The organism is Phytobacter sp. V69 (assembly GCF_965644215.1).
In the GTDB taxonomy this organism is placed as follows: Bacteria; Pseudomonadota; Gammaproteobacteria; order Enterobacterales; family Enterobacteriaceae; genus Phytobacter.
Genome location: NZ_CBFFRL010000463.1, coordinates 1 through 844, shown reverse-complemented (window position 1 = coordinate 844; position 844 = coordinate 1). Strand labels below are relative to the sequence as shown.

General features: G+C 46.4%; 1 protein-coding gene. It reads left to right on the top strand.

The features are described 5' to 3' along the window. Positions 1-158 precede the first annotated feature (158 nt). Positions 159-629 (top strand): pili assembly chaperone, encoded by a 471-nt coding sequence (locus ACSZPU_RS25995; protein ID WP_499004499.1) that lies wholly within the window; start codon positions 159-161, stop codon positions 627-629. The last annotated feature ends 215 nt before the right edge of the window (positions 630-844 follow it).

Below are 844 nucleotides of genomic sequence, written 5' to 3'. Positions count from 1 at the left end.
TGGAATAGTCATGATAATAGGGCCTTCTGATTAGAAGGCCCTATTATCAATGATTTTTATCCTCGTGACGACACTATTTAGTGGTCTCTGGAATTATCCTCTGCTGGGGTCTTGCGAGTTACGGGCTCATCGCTCTAATTACGGGGTATCAGGATGGGATGGTGTATATCTGGGGGCTTGTTTTAATATCCCCTTTTTCTCTGAGAGTGGTGAACTGGATGCAGCGCAGACTCATCAACCAGCCCTGCATCCTGAGCTACCATAAGCGCAGCTCAAGGATATTCGTGCATCTGTCGCCAAACCAGCCAACCGTCAGTATTTCATCCGAACGTGTGGTCTGGTTCTGGAATGGAGTGCTAACCAGTATAGAGGACGCTCTCAGTGGCAGAGAAAACACCATCGTGATTGCCTCCCATCTCCTCACCTCTTATCGAATTAAACGTATCAGAAGGCATCTTCAGATTCAGGCCGGACATTACCGAAGCCATGTCATACATGTTCCCTTCACACCCGCTGCGCGTGCAGTTATGCAACTGGAAATTCTTCTTGCACAGTGGCGCTGGCGTGTACCGTCCAGAACGTTATGGCCCGTTCTTGTCATACGAAAAACTTTCAATCCGGAAAAATAATTTCCCCTGTTTTGATTTTTCACCCGTTGTCACACTGGCTACATCAATGTAGTCGATCTGAACGATCGATTTTCATCGTTATACATCCACTCTGGTGCGCGGTAACGTATCCACAGTGGATACAATAATTAATAACTTAAGCGCGAATTCAGATAATAAGTGCAACGCTCGGACATGATTGTGGAGAGTGTAGGAGGAAGGGTTAACTACCGATA